Origin of the sequence: Rhodovarius lipocyclicus, from assembly GCF_009900765.1 — a bacterium.
In the GTDB taxonomy this organism is placed as follows: domain Bacteria; phylum Pseudomonadota; class Alphaproteobacteria; order Acetobacterales; family Acetobacteraceae; genus Rhodovarius; species Rhodovarius lipocyclicus.
Genome location: NZ_JAAABL010000098.1, coordinates 1 through 650, shown reverse-complemented (window position 1 = coordinate 650; position 650 = coordinate 1). Strand labels below are relative to the sequence as shown.

General features: G+C 67.5%; 1 protein-coding gene. It reads left to right on the top strand.

The genetic code is table 11. The features are described from left to right. Nucleotides 1-650 (top strand): serine hydroxymethyltransferase (locus GT007_RS22100; RefSeq protein WP_160123828.1); only part of this gene is annotated, 650 nt, incomplete at both ends.

The window sequence follows — 650 nt, the reverse complement described above, 5'->3', positions numbered from 1 at the left end:
TACTATGGCGGCTGCGAATATGTGGACGTGGCCGAGGCCCTGGCCATCGAGCGCGCGAAGGAGCTGTTCGGCGCCCAGTTCGCCAACGTCCAGGCCCATTCCGGCGCCAGCGCCAACATGGCCGTCTTCTTCGCCCTGATGCAGCCGGGCGACACCTTCATGGGCCTGGACCTGGCCGCCGGCGGCCACCTGACGCATGGCGCCACGGTCAACTACTCCGGCAAGTGGTTCAAGGTGGCACCCTATACGGTGCGGCGCGAGGACCAGATGATCGACATGGAGGAGGTGGCCCGCATCGCGCGCGAAACCCGCCCCAAGGTCATCGTGGCCGGCGGTTCCGCCTATGCCCGCTTCTGGGATTTCGCCCGCTTTCGTGAGATCGCGGATGAGGTCGGTGCCTATTTCATGGTGGACATGGCCCATTTCGCGGGCCTCGTGGCGGGCGGGGTGCATCCCTCGCCGGTGCCGCACGCGCATGTCACCACCAGCACCACGCACAAGACCCTGCGCGGGCCGCGCGGCGGCCTGATCCTGACCAATGACGAGGCGCTGGCGAAGAAGATCAACTCCGCGATCTTCCCCGGGCTGCAGGGCGGGCCGTTGATGCATGTGATCGCGGCCAAGGCGGTGGCCTTCGGTGAGGCGCTGCG